The organism is Metallosphaera yellowstonensis MK1 (assembly GCF_000243315.1).
GTDB classification, from domain to species: Archaea; Thermoproteota; Thermoprotei_A; order Sulfolobales; family Sulfolobaceae; genus Metallosphaera; species Metallosphaera yellowstonensis.
In genome coordinates, this window is sequence record NZ_JH597761.1 from 280,419 (window position 1) to 296,559 (window position 16,141).

15 protein-coding genes and 4 pseudogenes are annotated in these 16,141 nt (G+C 49.1%); 11 read left to right on the forward strand and 8 right to left on the reverse strand.

Annotation, left to right across the window (positions count from 1 at the left end):
• Positions 1 to 228: 228 nt before the first annotated feature.
• Positions 229 to 369, forward strand: coding sequence for a hypothetical protein (locus METMK1DRAFT_RS17160; RefSeq protein ID WP_155812258.1), 141 nt, complete (start codon positions 229 to 231; stop codon positions 367 to 369).
• 68 nt (positions 370 to 437) lie between these two features.
• Here METMK1DRAFT_RS17160 and METMK1DRAFT_RS02155 read toward each other — a convergent pair whose 3' ends face one another.
• Positions 438 to 935, reverse strand: a complete 498-nt coding sequence (locus METMK1DRAFT_RS02155; protein WP_155812259.1) for an OsmC family protein — start codon at positions 933 to 935, stop codon at positions 438 to 440.
• Between the two features lie 2 nt (positions 936 to 937).
• A complete protein-coding gene (locus METMK1DRAFT_RS02160; RefSeq protein WP_245544526.1) occupies positions 938 to 1,585 on the reverse strand; it encodes a cyclase family protein in 648 nt (215 codons plus the stop codon).
• Positions 1,586 to 1,646: 61 nt separating this feature from the next.
• Between METMK1DRAFT_RS02160 and METMK1DRAFT_RS18745 the strand changes: the two are divergent.
• Together METMK1DRAFT_RS18745 and METMK1DRAFT_RS02165 are read left to right on the forward strand one after the other, a co-directional pair.
• Positions 1,647 to 1,880, forward strand: a pseudogene (locus METMK1DRAFT_RS18745) (zinc ribbon domain-containing protein); the annotation flags it as partial.
• Between the two features lie 162 nt (positions 1,881 to 2,042).
• A complete protein-coding gene (locus METMK1DRAFT_RS02165) occupies positions 2,043 to 3,509 on the forward strand; it encodes an ABC1 kinase family protein (protein ID WP_009070345.1) in 1,467 nt (488 codons plus the stop codon).
• Here the strand turns inward: METMK1DRAFT_RS02165 and hsp14 are convergent.
• Entirely contained in the window at positions 3,490 to 3,861 is a 372-nt protein-coding gene (gene hsp14 / locus METMK1DRAFT_RS02170) for an archaeal heat shock protein Hsp14 (RefSeq protein ID WP_009070347.1), read from the reverse strand. The genes METMK1DRAFT_RS02165 and hsp14 overlap by 20 nt on opposite strands.
• A gap of 246 nt (positions 3,862 to 4,107) precedes the next feature.
• On the opposite strand from hsp14, the gene METMK1DRAFT_RS02175 reads away from it, so the two are divergent.
• The gene (locus METMK1DRAFT_RS02175; protein ID WP_009070348.1) at positions 4,108 to 5,007 is read left to right on the forward strand and encodes a 2-hydroxyacid dehydrogenase; all 900 of its coding nucleotides are present in this window, start codon (positions 4,108 to 4,110) and stop codon (positions 5,005 to 5,007) included.
• A 572-nt stretch (positions 5,008 to 5,579) separates the two neighbouring features.
• On the opposite strand, the gene METMK1DRAFT_RS02185 is transcribed toward METMK1DRAFT_RS02175, so the two are convergent.
• Positions 5,580 to 5,768, reverse strand: coding sequence for a hypothetical protein (locus tag METMK1DRAFT_RS02185; RefSeq protein ID WP_009070350.1), 189 nt, complete (start codon positions 5,766 to 5,768; stop codon positions 5,580 to 5,582).
• Between the two features lie 419 nt (positions 5,769 to 6,187).
• Here METMK1DRAFT_RS02185 and tnpA point away from each other — a divergent pair, with 419 nt between their 5' ends.
• From tnpA to METMK1DRAFT_RS02205, 4 genes are all read left to right on the forward strand, one after another.
• Entirely contained in the window at positions 6,188 to 6,595 is a 408-nt protein-coding gene (gene tnpA / locus METMK1DRAFT_RS02190) for an IS200/IS605 family transposase (protein ID WP_009070351.1), read from the forward strand.
• Positions 6,570 to 7,823 (forward strand): RNA-guided endonuclease InsQ/TnpB family protein, encoded by a 1,254-nt coding sequence (locus METMK1DRAFT_RS02195; protein ID WP_009070352.1) that lies wholly within the window; start codon positions 6,570 to 6,572, stop codon positions 7,821 to 7,823. Before tnpA ends, METMK1DRAFT_RS02195 begins: the two co-directional genes overlap by 26 nt.
• A gap of 117 nt (positions 7,824 to 7,940) precedes the next feature.
• Positions 7,941 to 8,996 (forward strand): ISH3 family transposase, encoded by a 1,056-nt coding sequence (locus tag METMK1DRAFT_RS02200; protein WP_009070353.1) that lies wholly within the window; start codon positions 7,941 to 7,943, stop codon positions 8,994 to 8,996.
• 115 nt (positions 8,997 to 9,111) lie between these two features.
• The gene (locus tag METMK1DRAFT_RS02205; protein WP_009070354.1) at positions 9,112 to 10,290 is read left to right on the forward strand and encodes an AAA family ATPase; all 1,179 of its coding nucleotides are present in this window, start codon (positions 9,112 to 9,114) and stop codon (positions 10,288 to 10,290) included.
• 88 nt (positions 10,291 to 10,378) lie between these two features.
• On the opposite strand, the gene METMK1DRAFT_RS17165 is transcribed toward METMK1DRAFT_RS02205, so the two are convergent.
• The 3 genes and pseudogenes from METMK1DRAFT_RS17165 to METMK1DRAFT_RS19875 all read right to left on the reverse strand — a co-directional run.
• The gene (locus tag METMK1DRAFT_RS17165) at positions 10,379 to 10,519 is read right to left on the reverse strand and encodes a hypothetical protein (protein WP_009070355.1); all 141 of its coding nucleotides are present in this window, start codon (positions 10,517 to 10,519) and stop codon (positions 10,379 to 10,381) included.
• A 16-nt stretch (positions 10,520 to 10,535) separates the two neighbouring features.
• Positions 10,536 to 12,530 (reverse strand): acetate--CoA ligase, encoded by a 1,995-nt coding sequence (gene acs, locus METMK1DRAFT_RS02210; RefSeq protein ID WP_009070357.1) that lies wholly within the window; start codon positions 12,528 to 12,530, stop codon positions 10,536 to 10,538.
• A gap of 914 nt (positions 12,531 to 13,444) precedes the next feature.
• Positions 13,445 to 13,510, reverse strand: a pseudogene (locus METMK1DRAFT_RS19875) (MerR family transcriptional regulator); the annotation flags it as partial.
• Positions 13,511 to 13,880: 370 nt separating this feature from the next.
• Between METMK1DRAFT_RS19875 and METMK1DRAFT_RS02215 the strand changes: the two are divergent.
• On the forward strand, positions 13,881 to 15,017 hold the full coding sequence (locus tag METMK1DRAFT_RS02215; RefSeq protein WP_048087351.1) for a thiolase family protein: 1,137 nt from the start codon (positions 13,881 to 13,883) through the stop codon (positions 15,015 to 15,017).
• Complete coding sequence (locus METMK1DRAFT_RS02220) at positions 15,014 to 15,226, forward strand: zinc ribbon domain-containing protein (RefSeq protein WP_048087359.1); 213 nt, start codon at positions 15,014 to 15,016, stop codon at positions 15,224 to 15,226. The genes METMK1DRAFT_RS02215 and METMK1DRAFT_RS02220 overlap by 4 nt, the downstream gene beginning before the upstream one ends.
• 339 nt (positions 15,227 to 15,565) lie before the next feature.
• Here METMK1DRAFT_RS02220 and METMK1DRAFT_RS02230 read toward each other — a convergent pair.
• Positions 15,566 to 15,721, reverse strand: a pseudogene (locus METMK1DRAFT_RS02230) (helix-turn-helix domain-containing protein); the annotation flags it as partial.
• A 228-nt stretch (positions 15,722 to 15,949) separates the two neighbouring features.
• On the opposite strand from METMK1DRAFT_RS02230, the pseudogene METMK1DRAFT_RS02235 reads away from it, so the two are divergent.
• Positions 15,950 to 16,141: pseudogene (locus tag METMK1DRAFT_RS02235) on the forward strand (IS256 family transposase); the annotation flags it as partial.

Consider the following 16,141-nt stretch of genomic DNA (forward strand, 5'->3'; position numbering starts at 1 on the left):
GAGGCTCTAGTAGGGCACCTGGAGTCGGTGACGGTCTAAAGGAGAGTCCCTACTTCCTAACCGACCTGGGCACTCACCTCGTAAAAGGGATCCATTAAACTATTACTCCCTCACGTAAGTGCTCGTTATTTTCAATTTTATAAATATCGTTTTGACGTCGGTCACGTTCGTGAAGCGTTACCCAGAAATCTCTCTCGATGACCTCCCAACCGATGACGGACACTGCTCATGAGGGTGGGAGAAGTTTCACGGGTATTGAAGTTTCCCTCGATTAGTCCAGCGACTTGTAGGGTGACCGTTACGATCCCTAGGATGGGTGCCCGTGGCGGAATTAAAAGTATTAAAGAAGGTAAGTTACGCCACGGGTAAGCACCATACTTCTCGTTCTCCTTCTTGACTTACCTAAGGAAAAATCCCCATGCTATAAAGGAGAAAAATTAGACTTGCTTCACCTCGACCGGGATCGGGTTCCTCACAGCGTAGAGGGCGGGGCACTTCCTCTCTGCCCTCCTCAAGACCTCCCCCAGCTCCTTGTCTGCCTTCACCTCGAGGACAACCTTCTTGATGATGGGATTATCGGACTCTCCAACTACCGGTGCGAGGTCGTAATATATGTGCCCAGATATCCTTAGCTCCTTGAGCTCCACGCCGGAACTGGCGGCCTCTATGGCCAGGGTGGAGGCGAAACAGGCCATGACACCGAACAGGGTGTAACTGAGGGGCGTGCCGTGGACTCCCTGACCCCCCAGAACCTTGGGCTCGTCTGCGGTGACTATCACCTTGGTGGTTTCAGTCCTCATCTCAGCCACGAACATGGGGGAACCGTCAAACCTGAACTCTCCCTGTATGTGTCTCTCCATGGGGATTGATCCTTCTCTCCTGGCCCTCTCCGAGAGTGCCTTAACTGCATCAAGGTCTATGTTGTTTATTCTCATGCTCATTCCTCTATGGCAATGACTCTGGCCATGGCTCCTGATCCGTTCCCAACCTTCACCGGGAGGGCAACCACCAGGTATTCCTTACCCTCCTGCAGTTGATCCAAGTTTGCCAGGTCCTCTATCACAGTGACTCCTGCACCCAGGAGCCTCTTGTGCACGTGGAAGTCGGTGTGATGGTAGGGCTCTATGCCCAAGGTGTCTATTCCGACGAGCTTCACCTTGTGCTCCATGATGAACTCTGCTCCGTCCATGGAGAGTCCTGGGAACTCGTAGAGGAACTCCCTGGTGAAGGCCCTCTTCTTGCTCCACCCCGTGTCTATGAGTATGGTTTTCCCGTCGTATTCAGGTCTCCACACTGCCTTCAGGGCCTCAGCTGTGATCTCCTGTTTGGAGTTATACTTCGGCCTTATACAGTAGCCCTTATTGACCAGGACATTCAGGTCTATCTTGTCCACCGTGGTTCCCCTCTCGTCGAAGTGATACGGGGCGTCTATGTGTGTCCCTGTGTGGGTGGAGAAGTCCAGTTTCTCTACGTTGTACCCGTCCCTACTCACGATGCCTATGGGCACGATCTCTGGCATGGGGTTAGTGGGCCATATGGGCATGTGGGGTAGGAGTGTCACGGAGAGGTCGTAAATCTTCTTCACGTTCAAGCATGTTCACCGGGTTATTGTTGTCATAATACAATTTAAAGTCTTATTCCCGAAAGGTAGGACTTTTCGTTGCGAGAGGTTGTGGGTTCACCCTAGATAGACAGCTGAACGCGTCCCTCAACATCTTCCTCAAGATGTGTGGGTTTCCCCACCTCTTTCTCACTCCCACCGGGATTAGGTGGGTTTAGGTTACCCCGCTGAGGGGCGGAGGGGTGTGAGCGGGTTTTCCCGTGAGCCCAATGAAGCCCAAGGGCCGAGGATTGGATATAAATTCACGAAAATTCAATGAAACCTGACCCCCATAAGAGTTCAACTGGAGAGGAGCAAAGCCTGGAGGGAGGAGCGGGAACATAACCTGAGGATCTAGACCTTTAGTACCCGAGATATTGGCTCGACCGGTTGTGGCTGGGGCTGAACCAATAAATTTTACTTACTACCGAGGATTTAAATCATGGCCAGGATCACAAGGGGTTTCACGATCCTCAGGAAGATTACTCCCAGACTACTCAAGTACAGGGAGTTCAGGAGGAAGATCTTGAGGGGTGAGAGCGTAAACAGGGAGGAAATGCGTGAGGAGGCCAAGAAGTTCGTGGATTCCCTCATAGAACTAGGTCCGACCTTCATAAAGCTCGGGCAGGTACTCTCGGTGAGAGCTGATGTGCTACCGGAGGAGTACATGAAGGAACTACAGCGACTCCAGGACGAGGTGACTCCAGCTCCCTTCTCCCAGGTCAGAGAGGTCATATTCTCAGAGGTGGGGGATCTAGTCCAGGAGGTGGAGGAAATCCCCATAGCTGCAGCAAGCCTTGGACAAGTTCACCTCGGGAAACTGAAGGACGGGACCCCAGTGGCCATAAAGGTCAACAGACCCAGAGTGGAGGAGATCCTCAAGGAGGACATATCCCTCATAAGGACTTTCCTCCCGCTCACTAGACTCTTCCTGGACTCCTCCCTTGTGGAGACACTCAAGATGATATTCAGGCAGTTTTCCTCCAGGATTTTCGAGGAGCTGAACTACGAGAAGGAAGCGTTCTACACCGAGAAGATCAGGGAGACATTGGAGGGGTTCAGGGTCAGGATACCCAGGACGGTCAAGGCAACCAGGAGGGTCCTGGTGATGGAGTACGTCCCCGGTATGAAAGTGACGTCACAGGAGGCCAAGTCCGTGGTGGACCCCAAGAACCTGGCGTGGAGGGTGTTCAAGGTCTTTGTCTACCCTGTCCTGAAGGGACAATACTTCCACGCAGATCCGCACCCGGGGAACATATCCGTGGATGAGGAGGGTAACTTGATCCTCTACGACTTCGGGATGGTCGGGACCATAGATAGGGAGACCAGGCTGAAGCTCATAAGGATGTACCTGACGATTAGCAGGGGGGATCCGGTGATGTTGGTGAACGTACTGGAACAGTTGGGTGCGATCCAGCCCTTCGCCGACAGGATGGTGTTGGCCAAGGGTTTCGAACTCATGATCAAGGAGATCAAGGGAGTACCGGTGGACCAGCTGGAGCTGGAGGACTTCAATAGGATGGCCAGTGAGGCCTTCTTCAAGTTCCCCCTCAGGTTACCGGAGAAGTTGGCATTATACTTCAGGATGTCCGCAGTGTTGGAGGGAGTCTGCAGGATGATAGACCCGGAGTTCGATTTCCTCCCGAACCTGGTCAGGTTGGTCGAGGAGGAGGGGCTCATGAGAGAGGCCATAAGGGACGAGATCATGGACTACGTGAACGTCTTCACGGGGAGTCTCAAGGAGAGGATGCTCAAGAGACCGGAGCTTCCCAGAAACAGGTTGGCAGGGAAAAAGTGGGTTGGAGTGCCGGTAGTGGTCGCCTCGATACCCCTGTACTTCGTGGAGGGGGAGTTCCTCTCTCTCCTAGTGGCACTCCTGGGGATAACTATCACTCTATCTTTACCTTAGCTGCCCCCTCTATGGGGATCTTCAGGGTCAGCACGCCGTTCTCGTACTTGCCCTCCACTTCGGCATCCTTGGGAACCTTCACCGGAAGCTTGAACTCCCTGGACAGCCTGGAGGGTCTCTGGGTCACGTGTTTGATCCCCGCCTGTTCCACATCCCTCCTGGCCTCGATCCTCAACACGCCCTCCGAGGTGAGCCTGACGCTTATGTCCTTCTTGTCGAAACCTGGGAGGTCTACCAACACCAGCAAGGTGTTGCCCTGTTCGTAGATGTCCACGGGAGGGAGGATCCTCTCATAGAACTCCTTGGTCAACTCGTTCACTTGCCTGCTTATCTCCTTGAGGATTATCTCCATGAGTTTAAGTAGTTCACGGGAAAATAAAAACTTGACCTTAAAGGTTTAGTGCACGTCAGGAGGAGAAGCTGTTCAGACCTCCCATCATCTCCTCCTGAGTAATCTGCCCAACCTCAAGAGGAACCAGAGTATTCTCCACCACTTCATATAGTATAATATGACATATGAGGTAAAAAACCTTCAACCCTCAAGTTTCAGGAACTCGTGGGTGGAGTCCTTTTTAACCTTGAGAGTTAATGGTTGAACATGATAATCTCCACCAGGGAACTTCCTGAGGAGTGCCACTCCCTTCTGGACAGGTGGGGCCTTAAGGACAGGAACGTGGAGGAGTACCTGAAGGAAGGTGAAGCTCTCCTGGCGTGGCCCTCCCAGGTAAAGGATTACGTGGGCAAGATGCCTAAGCTGAAGGTGATTCAGACCTTCTCTGCAGGAGTTGACGACCTACCCTTCCAACTTATACCTGCCCACGTCGAGGTGTTCTCAAACGCTGGGGCTTACTCGACGTCGGTCGCGGAGCACGCGTGGGCCCTGGCCTTAGCCCTGGCCAAGAACGTGAACGTGAGGAGGAGGGAGGACACGGTACTCCTCCACGGAGGGACAGCCCTCGTCCTGGGAGGAGGAGGGATAGGGTCTGAGATAGCCAGGATAGCTAAGCACGCCTTCGATATGTACGTGATTGGGGTCTCAAGATCCTTCAGGAGGCCCGAGCTCTTCTCAGAGAGGAGGGGACTTCAGGACCTGAAGGAACTCATGGGGAGGGCTGACGTCATATTCGATGCTCTCCCACTCAACAAGGAGACCGTGGGGTTATTGAACTACGATTTGCTCTCCAGGACCAAGGAGAGAGTGATCCTGGTGAACGTAGGTAGGGCCGAAACTGTGGTGGAGGAAGACGTCATCAGGATCATGAAGGAGAGGAAGGGATTCAAGTTCGGTACGGACGTCTTCTGGAGGAAGGGAGGTAAGGAGAACTTCGACTCGCCGCTCTGGGGGATGGAGAATTTCGCCGGTACCCCGCACACAGCAGGGGCTACTGCGAGCGGAGAGGTGCTCAAGAGGGCCCTGGTGAGGGCATGCGAGAACCTCAGGGACTACCTGAGTGAGGGACACGCTGAGAACCGAGTGAGAAAAGAAGATTACGAATGAGAAATGAGGGTTAGGGAATCATTTGCCCTCATGAGCGGGAGAGCCGTCCCTCTACTCTGTAATGTGGGGAGCACGAAAGGTAAGTCCTTGACCTTCCTCAGTAGTTTCTCGTCAACGGTGTAAACTCTCCCCCAACAGTAGTTTCGTGACTTTCCCTTACAGCAGTTGTGGGATTTCTCGTTAGGTGTCGCCTTAAAGTCAAGGCAAAATCTGATAACTACTGTCCTTAAGTGGCGCCTTGTAATCAAGGCAAAAAGGGGGATTAGAACCTTGTCCTTCTCTGATAACTGCTGTGAAGACAATGTTATCACCAGACCCCTTAAAGAGGCCCAGTAGTAAGGAAGTTACTGAATACCTAGTTCGTTTAATTACGTAGAGGACGTTAAATAAGGACTGTTACCTCCACCTTACTCATCTTTACTCGTGAAGTATGTTACGGGACTGATTATGATTTATGTGATAGATGAGACTAAGGTAGGGCTAACTAAGGACGAAAACTATCACTTATAGTCAATAAGAACTAAGGGAATATCTTATTACGTTGACGGGGCTTGAAACAAAGTTAATAGTGTTTACCCGTGGCGTAACTTTTCCTTTTTAATTACTTCTAATTCCGCCACGGGCACCCCTCTTAAGGGATCATACAGGGTCACCCTTAACTCATTGGGGCTAGTCGAGGGAAACTTCAATACCCTCCCATCCACACCTTTATAACTCCCCAAACCTCGTGAGCAGTGCCCGTCATCAGTTAGGGGGATCATCAATAAAAACTACTTCGGTGATACTATATAAACACAACTTGTCAAAACGATATTTAGATGATTAAAAATAACCAGTAGTTACGTAGAAGCGTTACAGTCTTAGTATACTTTTCTACCATACTTTCAATAGTACCCGAGATTTGAGCAACACGCTTTGTAATGGCTTCAGAGGACGATTTAAGTTTCTTATACCGTTCGCCTCGTTCAAATTTTTAAACCTGGTTCCTCTCAGTTGTGGAAGGACGAGGTTCTAATCCCCCTAACACTTCGCTTAGAGGGGTCCAGCTCACGCACCGTAAGTTCGCTTATCCTTTAACTTTCTATAGGGGTTAGGGGGGCGGAAGTCCCCCTCCGTGAGGTGGGGGATGGACAGCCCCCTTACGGAAACCCTTTATAGTTATTAAAAAATAGATGTAACTATGCGGTACAGATTGGAAAGAGGATCGCATTCAGTTTACGCTCTTTATTACCACTATGTCCAGGTGGTGAAGTACCGCAGGAAGGTGTTCGAAAATGAGGACATAATCAACTTCCTAAAGGAACAAATTCAAGAAATAAGCGAAACGTTCGAGGTTGAGGTCATAGACATAGGGGTGGATAAAGATCACTTCCACATGTTATTCAGGGCGAAACCGACCTTGAATATACCCAGATACATAAACGCGATCAAGACGATCACGTCTAGGGAAATACAGAGAAGGTTCCCACAAGTAAAGGAGAAACTGTGGAAAGGACACTTCTGGTCGCCTTCCTACTTCCTAGCAACAAGTGGACAGGTAACACTGGAGGTACTGAAAAAATATGTGGAGAGCCAGGGGAAAGAGTGACAAGATTCAGCTATCATTCAAGTACAGGATTTACCCAACTAGGGAGGAAAAACTCCTCAGGGTGATGCAGGTTGAGGCTAAAGTGTACAATGCCCTGTTGGACGCAGTGAATAACGCGAGGAAAGAAGGGAGAAGGATGACACCTAAGGACACCCAAGACATGTTGAAAGACTTGAAAATAGAAGGGAAGGAACTGGTTTACTCCAAGGCCCTCCAAATGGTGAACAACCAATTGTGGTACAACATCAACTCTCTTCACGAACTGAAGAAGAGAGGGAGGAGAGTGGGGAAACTGAGGTACAAGAAGATCATGAAGATCATAAACTACAATCAATCCGGTTTCAAGGTGGTCGGGGATAAACTAATTCTCTCAAAGATAGGGGAGATGAAAGTGCTCTTCCACAGACCGTTAGAAGGCGAGGTAAAAGGAGTGATAATAAAGAAGAGTGCAACTGGATGGTACGCTATCTTCCAGGTTGAGGTCGAAAAGAAACCTCTTGAAAAAACTGGAAAAGTGGTTGGGATAGACTTAGGAGTGGAGAAACTCGTAACCACCACTGACGGTGCTGTGGTAGAGAACCCCAGGGTTTTTGATGAGGTCGAGAAGAGGATAAAGATTTTACAACAATTATTATCAAGAAAAAAGAAAGGGTCTAGAAACTACGAGAAGGTCAGGGAAAAACTAGCCAAGATGCACGAGCATGTGAAGAATCTCATGAACGATCATATTCACAAGGTAACTTCATGGCTCGTAGAACAGTATGATGAGATATGCGTGGAAGATCTCGATGTGAAGGAGATGGTTGAGGACAGTGAGAGCAAAGTTTTGAGAAAGCATATTCTTCACACTAACTTCTCCAAGTTCGTGAGCTACCTCTCCTACAAGGCTGAAAGAGCTGGTAGGAGGGTGGTGAAGGTAGATCCGAGGAATACTTCAAAAACATGTGCCAAGTGCGGACACGTTAAGAAGGATTTGACTTTGGCTGACCGTGTGTTTGTATGCCCCAAGTGCGGTTGGGTCGCTGATCGTGACTATAACGCTTCTCTAAATATTCTTCGTGCGGGGTCGGGACTGCCCTTAGAGCCTGTGGACAGGAAACCTCTGCTGTACATCCCCTTCTCAGAGGGGGTGTATAGTAAGTTTCCTGGAAGAAGCAGGAAATCCTCATCGCGAGGTGGGGATGCCCCGTCCGTGACGGTAGACCCAAAATCATATTATGAAAAATAATTCTGACAGAATAATATCGATTCACGATAGATAACAGGATTTATGTGAGTATTAAGAATTCAGTTGAAGAAAGGTTTAAGGTGAGGGAGATGTGGTATTACCACGTGAGCAAGTGAGATGGTAATACACCATCTCCCTCACCAAAACAACGTACAACAAATAGGATATAAATTACTTTCCATGCTGAACTTCAAGGGAAAGAGAGGGGAAGAGGTGGCGAGAACCCTCATCTCAGCGTGTTTATGGAACGATTCGGTGGAAAGCAAGTCGAGGGCGTATGGCGTGTCCCCACAGACCGTGAGGAATTACGTGGAGGAGCAGGGGGTGGAAGTTATTGAGAAACTCTTGGAACAAGTGAGGAAAATATCCTTGGAGGTACTGAAGGGAGTAAGGGAGATAGACCTCTCAATAGACTGGACCACCAAGACCTGGTACGGGAGACCGGTGGGAGGGCTCGGGAGTTCAGAGGAGGGAAACTCTTGGAACTACGCAACTGCGACGACTAAAGATGGGAAAGTGCTCCTACTGGCCTTCGTCACTCAAGTGAACGGGATGACTAAGGATGAGGTCGTGAAGGCCCTCGTGGAGCAAGTCGTCGCCATGGGGTTCAAGGTGAGGTTGATAACTCTCGACGCGGGCTTCTACACTGTAGACGTGCTCAACTTCGTTTCGCAGTTCAAGTACATAATCGGAGTTCCTGTTGGGGACGTGAAGGTCTACCAGGAGTTCGACGGCGAGTACGAGACGAACAGTAAGAGGCACAGGAGGGACGAGCAGGTCGAGTTCAGGCTCCTCGTGTACAGCAAGGAGAAGGTTAAGAGAAAGAAGAGGACTCTAGTTTACTTCGCTAGGGCTACGAACCTCGACCTACCTAAGGGGGAGGTGTTGAAGTTGTACAACAAGGTGAGGGGTCCCATAGAGACCTCTTACCGGAACATCAAGGCTTTTCTCCCCTTCACCAGTTCCACCAAGTTCGTCTTCCGCACGTTGATCTTCGTGCTGGCCGCGGTCCTCTACTCCCTGTACACCGTGTTCAAGGGGGAGGTGAGGAGGGAGCAGTTCAGGATACTCCTAATACTCTTGTTTTCTGATGATTTATTCTATCTAAGAGATTTTCTACTTAAATCAGTAGAATCGCTTATTAATAATATAGATTTATTTTCAAGGAGGTGATTTTGGGTCTACCGGTGAGGGCGGGGTAGTTCACTACAGTTCGTCCTACCTTTGTTTTCTCGTTTGCTGTCTTGACGTGCTAATCTATAAATACTAGTCCTATAGGACTAGTCCTGTGGGACTATATATTAAAAGGCGAGAAGAGGAGGAGATAAGAAGAATAAAAAACTGGACTTTAATTTACGGCAGGAGGAAGACAGGAAAAAGTACCTTAGTAAAGAGAAACCTTAAGATGGATTATTACGTTTTAATAGCTGATTCAAATAACGCAATCACCTTAGATGACACGGTGGTAAAGATTGATGAGGCTATGAAAGAGGTCAAAGGGATCCTACGCAGAGGGGGCGTGGCGGTAATAGACGAGTTCCAAAGATTACCTGAGATCCATTGGGCTATGATAAGTAATTGGGATAAGGAAGGTATTCTAGTAATAATAGGCTCTAGTTATGGTATAGTTAATAAAGTATTTGATAGGAATAGTCCATTACTCGGTTTATTCACCCCCCTTGAAATAGACATAATATCTTATGAAGATGTGCTAACTCAAATTAGAGACCCCGTACTTTCAACCTTATACAGAGACCCTTGGATAATTCCTTTCATAAATAGTTATGAGGAATTCGTTAGTAGAATAAGGGAATTCTCGTTAATTTCTAAGGGGCTGTTAGGGGAAGTGTTCAAAGAGGAGGAAAGGCAACTTACAGACACCTATTATAAAATCCTTTTACTTCTAGGGGAAGGAATATGGAAGACGTCTGAAATTGCCGGTATAATACAACCTAAAGGAGGGGAAGGAACGATATCCTCAATGGTCAATAAGTTAGCTAAGATGGGATTAGTACAAAAAATTCCCACGCTGTCTAGGGAAAATTATTACAGAATCAGGTCTCCTGCCCTTTCACTTACGCTTTACGCTGAATCCAAATATGCTATAAGTGAAACGGATTTGGAAGTCAAGGACTTACCTATTGGTAGGGAGGTTCAGTTCAGTCTAGGAGAAATGCTTTCGAAATATTTCGGAGGGGTACAGTATTATTCTCCGAAGGAAGACATAGACGTAATTATTGTAAAAAAGAAGAAACCTATTTGGGCTTTTGAGATCAAAATGGGTGAATTTTCGAGTTCTGAAGCGAGAGAAGCTGTTAAAAGGATGGATAAAATAGCTGAGAAGGTAGGATTAGTGAGTTTGAGGGAAAAACCACCGGATTACGGTGATTTAAGTATAGGACCTGAGGAGTTAATAGAAATAGCAAACCAGTTAGTGAAATCACGTGATGAAGAAAGCGAGAGCTAGATTAAAGTGCAGTAGTTATTAGATTTTGCCTTGACTTCGAGGCTAAACCTAACGAAAAATCCCATAACTGCTGTAACATGAAAAGGATTCAGCCCAGGTCATAGTTGTACCTCAGTCCGTTCATCACTTCAAAGAGCGATGAGAGATCCTCCAAACATGTCACGTACGCCCCCTCAATCAGTAATGTATGTTCACTTCTTCCCTCCAAGGTCTTCTCGAGACTTTCCAAGATATGAAGTAAAAAATTACGTTCTCTTTAACTCCTCCTTGAACTCCTGTAAGGCCTTCCTTATCTCCTCCACAGATGCCTCGTCTTCGAGGCTCGTGATGTCTCCCACTTCGCTCCCGGTGGCCACGGCCCTGACCACCCTCCTCATTATCTTACCGCTCCTGGTCTTGGGTAACTTGTTCACGAAGTGGATCTCCCTGAATACGGCTATGGGTCCGTAGTTCTCCCTCACGAACTTGACTAACTCCTCCTTGAGCTCTGGCCTGACCGACGTACCTCCCCTGAGTATGACGAAGGCCTCCGCGACCTCTCCCCTCACGGGATCAGGGACTCCCACCACAGCAGCCTCAGCCACCGCAGGGTGTTGTATCAGTGCGCTCTCCAGCTCATAGGTGCCTATCCTGTGGCCAGCTATCTTCAACACCTCGTCTGCCCTACCCAGTATCCAGAAGTAACCGTCCTTGTCCTTCACTGCGTAATCTCCCACATAGAACGTCCCGGGGAACTTGCTCCAGTACACCTTAACGTACCTCTCTGGATCCCTGTGGATAGTGAGTGGCATCCCTGGCCACGGTCTCTCTATCACCAGGTAACCCTTAGTCTCCTCGGGGACGGGCTTGCCCTCATCGTTATACACGTTGGCAGCCACTCCCAAGATCGGTGGACCGTTGGTCCCAGGTTTCATGGGGACCATGTAACTCCCTGGGGTTATGGTTATGAGTATCCCACCGGTCTCGGTCATCCACCACGTGCTCCCGAAGGGTATCCTCTCCTTTCCCACGAGTTTGAAGAACCACCTCCAGGCCTCTGGGTTAATGGGCTCCCCCACAGAGTGCATCAACCTGACTGAGCTCACATCGTGTTTGGTTATCCACTGTTCGCCGTACTTCATGAACGTCCTTATGGCTGTCGGGGATGTGTAGAGTACGGAGACGTTGTGTCTCTCCACGATGGAGACCCACCTGTCCGGCTCGGGATAGTCCAGTGCTCCCTCGTACAACACCTCTGTGGCCCCCTCCATTAGCGGGCCGAAAACTATGTAGGAGTGGCCCGTGACCCAGCCTATGTCTGCAGTGCACCAAAACACGTCCTCGTCCCTTATGTCGAAGGCCCACTTCATGGTGGCGTGGAGGAGGGTCATGTAGCCTCCCACGCCGTGTACTATTCCCTTGGGCTTCCCGGTGGTCCCAGAGGTGTAGAGGATGTAGAGGGGATCCTCTGACTTAACCCTCTCAGGTTCCACGTAGGCGTTCTGGGGCACCTTGCTCAGCACCTCGTGTAGGTACCTGTCCCTTCCCTTCTCCATCCTAACTTCCTGTCCCGTCCTCCTCACCACCAGTACGTTCCTGATGGTCTTCGTGCTCTCCAGTGCCTTGTCCACTATGTCCTTGAGGGGAACGACCTTTCCCCTCCTCCACCCGCCGTCAGCTGTCACGAGTAACTTGGCCTCAGCGTCGTTCATCCTGTCTGCAACGGCTTGAGCGCTGAACCCAGAGAAGACTACCGTGAAGGCTACGCCCAACCTAGCTGCGGCCAGCATGAAAATGGGGAGTTCTGGTATCATGGGGAGGTATATCCCCATGGTGTCTCCCTTCCCGAGCCCGTACTCCTCCTTGAGGAGGTAGGCGACCCTGTTCACTTCCCTGTAAAGGTCCAGGTAGGTCAGTTTCTTTACCTCCTTGGGTCCGTCGGACCAGGGTTCCCCCTCCCAGATCAGGGCTACCTTGTTCCTCCTCCAGCCGTTGGCGTGCCTATCCACGGTCAGGTAGGAGGCGTTTACCTCCCCTCCCACAAACCACTTGTAGAATGGAGGGTTACTGTCGTCCAGTGTCTTTTCCCAAGGTTTGAACCAGTCCAGTTCCCTCGCTACTGACTCCCAGAATTGTGGTCCCTGATCCAGGCTCCTCTTGTGTATTTCTGAGTAGAGCTGAGGGGATACTACCCTATGCCTCAGCAACTTCGGCTCTATCATCTCGTTGAAGGGTAGGTTAATTTCCTCCTGCGTGGTCATGGATAGAGATTAAGATTCCATAATTATAAACTTTCCTTAGTTTTGAGAGCTTATAGCAATATTATAGAAATACGCGTTGAGGGCCCAAGTGACGGTTAGAGCTAAGGGAAACATGGTTCACCCACGCTCTCAACACCTTAATGCGCGAAAATCACTTTCAAATCATTACTCTAGGAGTGTTACTCACACTGGAGATCCGTGAGCCCTATAATCCTTATCCTTTAGATTTTGATGTGAGATAATAATACTAGACTTTATTACCCATTCACTCAACGTGATAATTAAAATTTAAACGAACAGTCATCTAAGGTTGACAAAAAGTATTCATACTTAATAAGACTATGAGTAGATTACAATAGGAAGTTTAAATCTCTAGCATTTTTATACATTAAATCTCAGATAGAGAATTAGATAATGTAGGTTGAGAATCCGATCCAGGTACTCTGGGGTTTATGATTTTAAACCATGTTAATAGTCTCGCCGATTAATGAGGAAAGTCATAACACTACGTTCATGGGTAATCTCATTTCCTTCTACTGTAGGGGTTCTGGCTTCATAGGATTTCATAGTATTTAATATCAATCCTCAGCCCTTGGGCTTCACCGGGGTCACGGGGAAACCCGTTACCCCTCCGCCCCCCTAACGGGGTAACCTAAACCCACCTACTCCCACTGGGAGTGAGAAAGAGGTGGGTAAGGTAGACGTATTCCTCCTCTGGTGTAAAGTTTCTGAGCCTTAATTTCCTCGACGCACTTCCTCACCTTGTCATACTTGTGACTCGCCATTCCTTGCAATTTCTCGCTGAACGAGTCTAAGGTCCAGCAGTTATCAGATTTTACCTTGATTACAGGGCACTACCTAAGGAAAGTCCCACAACTGCTGTAAGATGGAAATTAAGTCCTCTATCAACTATTAACATATTCTCTAAGTGTCGCATAGGATATTCCTAAGCGTTGGCAGACTTCTTTAGGTTTTAGTATTGTATAAAAGTTTATGACGAAATGATATAAACTTTACAATTTAATGGAAACTGCTGACATGGTAACACTGTAACCTACTTTAGATTTTCACTATATTCTAAAATTTTAGAGGACAAGGAATGTCATCCCAAAACGGGTACAAATCATTCTTCACTATGTTCCTGATTCGTTCTGTAATGGCTTGTTGAGGATCTCATGGAGAACCACGGTAGAGTCACCTTGATCTATAAAGTCGGATCGGGTATATAATTCCTCGGAGACTACATACTGAATTATGCCTGATTTATATCTTCTGAAGAAAATTTTAGCATTAACCCTTTTGCTTCAATCTCAAGTTAAAGTTTTAAGCAGAATCGTCCTAAGCAAGAGCATGGTTGCCATAGTGGGAGCCTCCCTCACTAAGTTCGGTAAGAGGAGCGAGGACATCTTCACGTTGACCAAGGAATCCTCCTCTCCCCTCGTGAGAAAGTTCAGGGAGGAAATAGACTTCGTTTTGGTCTCTAACTCATACTCTGGGGAGTTCAATAGTATCTCTGGTCTGAACAACCTCGTGACCACCTACCTCTCACTAGATTACGTTCCCTCCCTGAGGGTTGACAACACGAGTGGGAGTGGGGGAACTTCCCTCCTAGTGGCTAAGAGTCTATTGGACTCCAGGGTCGCCAGGGTCGTCCTGGTGATAGGGGTGGAGAAGATGTCTACCAAGGGGACCAGGGAGGTGACTTCAGTGATCTCCTCTCTCCTCCCTCCCAGGGAGAGATCCCTGGGCATATCCGTCCCTTCACTGGCCTCCATCATGACGAAGATCTACATGAAGAAATACGGTGCAACCAGGGAGTCCATAGCTCAGGTTGCAGTGAAGAACCACAGGAATGGGGCCAGGAATCCCTACGCTCACGTGAGGAAGGAGGTATCCCTGGAGGAAGTGCTCTCCTCACCTCTCATAGCGGAGCCCTTGAGACAGTATGAGTTTTGTCCCATAAGCGATGGTTCTGCCTCACTCCTCCTGGTGAGGGACGAGGAGGCTGAAAGCTTTACCGACAGGCCCGTGTACCTTAGGGGGATAGGTACAGCTTCAGACTCATCCCACGTGTCCTCCCGGGAGGACATCCTGGAGATGAGGGCTGTGAGGGAGGCAGGGAGGCAGGCCATGAGGCAAGCGAGGGTGGACAAGGTGGACTTCGCAGAGCTCCACGATATGGCCACGATCCTGGAGATAGTTGAGGCTGAGGCCCTGGGCCTGTTGGAGAGAGGTAAGGGTTGGGCACAGACGTGGGAGGGAATTACCGAGGTTGACGGGGAGATGCCCATCAACACAAGCGGAGGTCTCAACTCCAAGGGGCACCCCATAGGGGCCAGCGGAGTAGCTCAGGCAGTGGAGGCCTTCCTTCAGATCAGGGGGGAGGCAGGGGAGAGGCAAGTGAAAGGTGCGAGGTTCGGACTCGCCATGAGTATGGCAGGCTTTGGGAACTCCGCAACTGTGTCTGTTTTTGGTGATGAGCCGTGACTAGATACTACCGTTGTAAGACCTGTAAGAGGAGTTATTTCGAACCCAGGGGGATGTGCAAGTGTGGAGGTGAGGATTGGGAGGAGGTCGAGGTGGAGGACAGGGAGGAGGTGTGCACTGAACTGAGGGTGACACCGTCTGGGTTCCCAGATACGATCAAGTTCTGCCTTACTTGGGCAGAGGGGACGAGGGGCTGGAGGTTGAGCTGAAGGTTCCACCTCTGGAGTGAACTCCAAGTTTCAATGCTTAGAGTTCCGGAGTACACTCCAAATGAACGTGGACAAGTTGAAGATGGTGCTGAGGAACAGAGGGAGGGACATGAAGAGCTTATGGGAGGTCGTGGAAAGGGATGTGCGTCGGAGGGAGCTAGAAGATCGTAAGCGAGTTCTACATAGGGTTCGGGCTTCATTAAATTTTCATGAATTTGTATCCAATCCACAGCCCTTGGGCTTCACCGGGGTCACGGGGAAACCCGTTACCCCTCCGCCCCCTTAGCGGGGTAACCTAAACCCACCTACTCCCACTGGGAGTGAGAAAGAGGTGGGGTTCCTCTTCCTAACAATTCTCATCAACTTTTCCACGTCCTCCCCGAACCTCCACTTCCCAATCTCTAGTACTGGTTTAATGTAACCCTTCTTAACATATTCTCTAACTGTAGCATAGGATATTCCTAAGCGTTGGCAGACTTCCTTAGGTCTTAGCATCATATAAGAGTTTATAATGAAATAATACAAACTTTACGGTTTATCCGAAACTGTTGACGACGGCCATAGCTGGAATAAGGTTATAGTAGTTAAGCGATTCTTCGTTAAGTATCGCCTTAGGGCGATTCAGGGCTCCATTGCGATTTCTATTTGTTTCTATAGAATGAAAGTGACTTAATTGATCCTACATCAGTAACACTAAAAAGGGGACGAGCGCTAGGTCATACCATGAGACACTCATTCAATCACGTGGTGACCTCGCTCGTCCCCGAGTTACTTGGGAAGGACGCGCTATTAAATGAAATAGCTGAGATGGAGAGGAGGGCCCTGGAGGAGAGGAGGACCTCCCCCAGGTACGTCAGGGGGAAGGAGGTGAGGAGGAGGGGTTACGCCAGGTACAGGTTCTTGAAGGGGTTCAAG

What these genes read in the sequence shown, in the direction of transcription:
- METMK1DRAFT_RS17160 (WP_155812258.1), top strand. Translation starts at nt 229, where the DNA reads ATGAGGGTGGGAGAAGTTTCACGGGTATTGAAGTTTCCCTCGATTAGT.
- METMK1DRAFT_RS02165 (WP_009070345.1), top strand. Translation starts at nt 2,043, where the DNA reads ATGGCCAGGATCACAAGGGGTTTCACGATCCTCAGGAAGATTACTCCC.
- METMK1DRAFT_RS02195 (WP_009070352.1), top strand. Translation starts at nt 6,570, where the DNA reads ATGTGGAGAGCCAGGGGAAAGAGTGACAAGATTCAGCTATCATTCAAG.
- tnpA (WP_009070351.1), top strand. Translation starts at nt 6,188, where the DNA reads ATGCGGTACAGATTGGAAAGAGGATCGCATTCAGTTTACGCTCTTTAT.
- METMK1DRAFT_RS02185 (WP_009070350.1), bottom strand. Translation starts at nt 5,768, where the DNA reads ATGATCCCCCTAACTGATGACGGGCACTGCTCACGAGGTTTGGGGAGT.
- METMK1DRAFT_RS02215 (WP_048087351.1), top strand. Translation starts at nt 13,881, where the DNA reads ATGGTTGCCATAGTGGGAGCCTCCCTCACTAAGTTCGGTAAGAGGAGC.
- METMK1DRAFT_RS02200 (WP_009070353.1), top strand. Translation starts at nt 7,941, where the DNA reads ATGGTAATACACCATCTCCCTCACCAAAACAACGTACAACAAATAGGA.
- METMK1DRAFT_RS02155 (WP_155812259.1), bottom strand. Translation starts at nt 935, where the DNA reads ATGAGAATAAACAACATAGACCTTGATGCAGTTAAGGCACTCTCGGAG.
- hsp14 (WP_009070347.1), bottom strand. Translation starts at nt 3,861, where the DNA reads ATGGAGATAATCCTCAAGGAGATAAGCAGGCAAGTGAACGAGTTGACC.
- METMK1DRAFT_RS02175 (WP_009070348.1), top strand. Translation starts at nt 4,108, where the DNA reads ATGATAATCTCCACCAGGGAACTTCCTGAGGAGTGCCACTCCCTTCTG.
- acs (WP_009070357.1), bottom strand. Translation starts at nt 12,530, where the DNA reads ATGACCACGCAGGAGGAAATTAACCTACCCTTCAACGAGATGATAGAG.